5 protein-coding genes are annotated in these 4,458 nt (G+C 70.7%); 3 read left to right on the forward strand and 2 right to left on the reverse strand.

The annotated features are described in order from the left end of the window. Positions 1–166: 166 nt before the first annotated feature. Positions 167–577, forward strand: a complete 411-nt coding sequence (locus AB0O67_RS33180; RefSeq protein ID WP_365458376.1) for a hypothetical protein — start codon at positions 167–169, stop codon at positions 575–577. A gap of 254 nt (positions 578–831) precedes the next feature. Here the strand turns inward: AB0O67_RS33180 and AB0O67_RS33185 are convergent, their stop codons facing one another. Continuing rightward, the gene (locus AB0O67_RS33185; RefSeq protein WP_365458379.1) at positions 832–2,118 is read right to left on the reverse strand and encodes a streptophobe family protein; all 1,287 of its coding nucleotides are present in this window, start codon (positions 2,116–2,118) and stop codon (positions 832–834) included. A 278-nt stretch (positions 2,119–2,396) separates the two neighbouring features. Here AB0O67_RS33185 and AB0O67_RS33190 point away from each other — a divergent pair, with 278 nt between their 5' ends. Continuing rightward, a complete protein-coding gene (locus AB0O67_RS33190; RefSeq protein ID WP_365458382.1) occupies positions 2,397–2,855 on the forward strand; it encodes an ATP-binding protein in 459 nt (152 codons plus the stop codon). Between the two features lie 81 nt (positions 2,856–2,936). Here the strand turns inward: AB0O67_RS33190 and AB0O67_RS33195 are convergent, their stop codons facing one another. Then, positions 2,937–3,824: an RNA polymerase sigma factor SigF gene (locus AB0O67_RS33195; protein ID WP_365458418.1), complete on the reverse strand. Its 888-nt coding sequence runs from the start codon at positions 3,822–3,824 to the stop codon at positions 2,937–2,939. Between the two features lie 360 nt (positions 3,825–4,184). Here AB0O67_RS33195 and AB0O67_RS33200 point away from each other — a divergent pair. Further along, on the forward strand, positions 4,185–4,458 hold a 274-nt coding region (locus AB0O67_RS33200; protein ID WP_365458385.1), incomplete at its 3' end, for a helix-turn-helix transcriptional regulator.

The raw sequence follows: 4,458 nt of genomic DNA on the forward strand, positions 1-4,458 counted from the left end.
CCGGCCAATACGCGCGGTGAATATGCCAGGAGACTGGCCGGAAAGACATGGTGACAGTGATTCAAGAGTGAAGATACTCGAACGTACAGGGACTGTTTCACCGCACAGGAGCCGCACCGAAAGCGGGGCATCACCGCTGGCGGGCAACGCGACGGGGGAGGCGAACGTGCACGACGAATTCCTGTGCCATGTAACGGCGTACGGCACCTGCGGCGGCCGGCGAATCGGCGTACCTCTGGGCACCTACCGGGCACCCACTCTGGCCCTCGCGCTGTGGTGGCTGCGCGATCGCGCCAACTGGATCGCGGAGCGGCTCGATCCCCAACCCGGTGACGCCCCGTATCCGCCGAACGCGCTGATCCCGGTCGGCGCCGGCGTGGCCGACGTGCCGTCGGTGCTGCGCGCCTGGTGTGCCGACGCGGGCCAGCAGGAGCTGATCGCCGACCAGTTGGCCGCCGGGCGACTGGTCAGGATCGCCACCTGCGACGACACCACGGAGTACGAGCTGCTGGCCGAGTCCGTCGACGCCCTGCGGATGCAGCGCACCATCCCGGCTCTTGTCGTTCCCGTCGCCTGACACGTGCCATCGCCGGCTGCCGGGCATCCGGGGCTGGACCGCCGACGCACCGTCCACTGTGATGACGCTGTCATGACAATATGCTCGGGATGGTGACCGTGCGCGCAGCCCTCGTCAGGGCCGCACTGGCCGCCGTAGTCCTTCTGCTGCCCCTGGTTGGTGCAAGCCCCCGAGCCGCCGCAGGGCCCGAGGCCGCCGCCTCACCCGAGGCCGCCGCCAACTGGACGGCGCCCCTTGTGCTGCCGCGAGCTGGTCTAGGCGCGGTTGCCGGGGCCGGGCCGGGGCGTCGGGTCCCGGCGCCGTACCGCCCTGGCCAGCAGGGCGCCGAGGACGCCGGTCACCAGCCCCCACAGCAGGGCGAGCCCCAGCGCGCCCCAGACGCGCGGACGCAGGAACAGCTCCCCGGCGAGATCGCCGCCCAGGTCGCCGATGCCGAGGACGGACAGGCCGTAGGACGCCGAGACGCGGCCGACCAGGCAGATCATGAGCACGGTGAGCGCCAGCGCGACGGCCATGCGCACGGCGTGCTGCCAGAGCGGCACCCCGGCCGGTGAGCGCGCCGCCGTCAGGAACGCGGCCGCGAGCACCAGCACCGCCGCCGCGACCACCAGCCACCACACCCGGCCGTCGTGTTCGGACAGGGTGCCGACGTTCAGGGCCTGGACGTCCTCGGAGCGCAGCACCTGGTCGAGCACATGCGGCATCGGCAGGCTGAACGGCCCCTCCACCCGGCCCTCCCATGTGGCGCCCAGGCCGAGGGTGAGCCCGAGCCACGCCAGGTTCGGCAGGCCGAGCAGCAGCGTCGCGAAGGTCTCGGCGGGATGCCCACGGGTGCCCGCGGCGACCAGACCGATGATCAGGCCGAGAAGAACATAAACGAGGAGCAGGGCGACCATCGCGTACGCGGCCTGCTGCGCCGGCTGCCGCAGGCGCAGCAGGCGGCCCCGCAGCGGAGTACCACGTGAGACCAGCACGGTCAGCACCAGCACACCCGCCAGCCACAGCAGGCCGAAGAACAGGGAGAGCGGCACGTCCGTCGCGAAGCCGACCTCCGGCGTGAGACCGAACAGATCGCCGATGTCGCCGATCGCGCCCTCGCCGAGCGAGATCCGGAACGTCTGCCGGGCCCCGAGGGCGAGACCGAGCAGCCCCAGCAGCCACAGCACCGCCACCTTGGCGGCCCACGCGCCCAGCTCCCGGGCACCCGCCGGTGCCCGGTGCCGCAGTGGCCTCAGGAAGCCCGCGGCGATCACCAGGGCGCCGACCAGCGTCACGGACAGCGGGATCACGGTCAGCCCCGCCGTCGTCTCGGCGAGGCCTCCGGCATCTCCGGAGAACTCGACGGCACCTCCCACGGAGGTGACGACGGTCGCCGCGACCACCCGGGGAAACGCCCCGTCGGGCAGATCGGCCGCCCCTGCCGCCCACAGCCCCAGCGCGGCGGTGACCCCCATGGCGACCAGCCCGGCCAGCACCACGGCCACGGCCGGCACCCAGCCGGGACGGCCCAGTGCCTGACCGGAGGGGGTTCGCGCGCTCACCCCGCCACGCTAAGCAGCGCAGGCGCCGGGCGCGCGCCGGGAGGTCCGTCCGCGTGCGCGATCGAGGGTGGAACCGCCCAAACTGCCAGAAATGTCAGCCCTTTCGGTGGGTCAACGGGAGTGGGGAGCGTTCGTCCTCCGCGTACACGCCCCCCTAAATCACCCGCAAACGCTCCGGCAGTGTGACCTCTCCGGCACTATGGACTGTGGCGCCCGGCTCGGGGTACGAGGACTGGTGCAGCAGCGTCCGGCATGGCCGGCTTCGGAGAGAGACACGCATGATCGAGCACGGGGACGGGGCCGTCGTACCGACTGGTTTCGACGTGCCCGTGGAGCCACTACGGCGGGCGGCGCACTACACGGGCGAGCCGGGATGCATCGCCGAGGCGCGCTCCCTGGCCGCACACTTTCTCGGACAGCTCAGGACCGAGTGGTGCGCCGAGATCGACGACCGCGTCGAGGGAGCGGTGCTCCTCGTGGTGAGCGAACTGGTCACCAACGCGGACCGGCACAGCAACGGGCCGTACATCCTGGAGCTGGAGGGAACGGACAGCGCGCTGGTGGTGTCCGTGTACGACAGCAGCGCCGCCCTGCCCAGGCGGTTCCCGCGCGACCCGGCCCGCGTCGGCCGGCACGGTCTGGAGATCGTGCACGCGCTGGCGGCCGAGGTGACGGTCGAGCGGGTTCCGGTGGGCAAGCGGGTACGGGCGCTGGTGCCGCTGGACGACACGGACTGAGCCCCTGACGCGTGACAGGGACTCACCTCCGGGTCCATCTCCTGTGCGTCGGTCGGATCCGGCCGCGGGGGGCCCTCCCCGTCAGGCGCAGCCCAGTTCCCCGAGCATGCCCCGGCGCAGCCGCACGATGATCCGCTTGAGCAGTCGCGACACGTGCATCTGGGAGCAGCCGAGCCGCTCGCCGATCTCGGCCTGCGTGGCCTCCTCGACGAACCTCAGATGCAGGATCTGCCGGTCACGTTCGTCCAGTTCGGCCATCAGCGGGGCGAGCGACTGAAAGTCCTCGACGAGCCGCAGTCCGTGTTCCTCGACGCCGATGAAGTCGGCGAGGACGGACTCGCCGTTCTCGGGGCCGTCACCGGTGAGGGCGGCGTCCAGGGAGGCCGAGTTGTAGCCGTTGGCGGCGATCTGGGCCTCGATCACCTCGTGCTCGGAGATGTTCATCAGCGTGGCGAGTTCGGCCACCGTGGGGTCCCGGTCCAGGCGGCTGGCCAGTTCCTCGCGGGCCTTGGCCAGTTCGACGCGGAGTTCCTGAAGACGGCGGGGCACGTGCACGGCCCAGGTGGTGTCACGGAAGAACCGCTTGATCTCACCGACGATGTAGGGCAGCGCGAACGACGTGAACTCGACCTCGCGGGACAGCTCGAACCGGTCGATGGCCTTGATCAGGCCGATCATCCCCGTCTGGACGATGTCCTCCATGTCGTCGCCGCGGTTGCGGAACCGGCCGGCGGCGAACCGTACCAACGACATGTTCATCTCGATAAGGGTGTTACGCGCGTACTGGTATTCGTGCGTGCCTTCCTCGAGCTCGGTCAGGCGCGCGAAGAACTGGCGGGACAGCTCACGGGCATCGCGTGGAGCCACGGTGCGGGGGTCCACGACTTCCGGCGTTGACCCCTCACCCGTCCTGGCCACGGGGCTGTCCTTGACGGCCTGTGCCTCCGACCCGGTCACGGCGGTGTCCATTACCTCTCCCACGAAAGTCATGGTGCGACGTCTGCCTCTTCGGCTTCTGTTGTCCTCGGTGGTACCCGTTGTCATGCCCCGGTGAGTATCCGGAACCTGACGACGTACACCTGCGTGTACCCGGGCTTTCCCCGCGCATGCCCCCGATCTGGGTGATGGCCCGAACGCGGCACGCCGGCCCGGGATTCGGGAGGCGCAGAGCGCTTCGTGGGAGTCCGCTCGCTCGTGCGACCGCCGTGCGGAGCGGGTCAACTCCTCCCTCTGGGACCGGTCTTCCCGATCCGGGTAGTTTCGTCCGATTCCACGGAGAGCGGAACGCCGTGGGCTTCCCCTGACGGGCCACGTACCTAGGCTGAAGTGGTGACCAACCAAGCGCCGAAGAAGCAGACGACGCCGAACGAGGCCCGTGTCATCCCGCTGCGCCCGCAGCCGACGCGAACCGAGGGCGCCCGCCCCGCCGTCGGTGTGCGGCCCGGAGGGCCGGAGCGGCCGGAAGGCAAGGAGCCGCTCTGGCGTGACCTCGTCGGTGAAGTGCTGCGGCGGGAGCGGCTGGCGCAGCAGCGGACGTTGAAGGACGTCGCCGACGCCGCCCGGATCTCGATGCCGTATCTGTCGGAGGTGGAGCGCGGCCGCA

The organism is Streptomyces sp. NPDC086077 (assembly GCF_040686175.1).
GTDB lineage: Bacteria > Actinomycetota > Actinomycetes > Streptomycetales > Streptomycetaceae > Streptomyces.

Excerpts from the sequence above, each read along its gene's own strand:
- AB0O67_RS33190 (WP_365458382.1), top strand. The coding sequence starts at position 2,397 with ATGATCGAGCACGGGGACGGGGCCGTCGTACCGACTGGTTTCGACGTG.
- AB0O67_RS33195 (WP_365458418.1), bottom strand. The coding sequence starts at position 3,824 with ATGGACACCGCCGTGACCGGGTCGGAGGCACAGGCCGTCAAGGACAGC.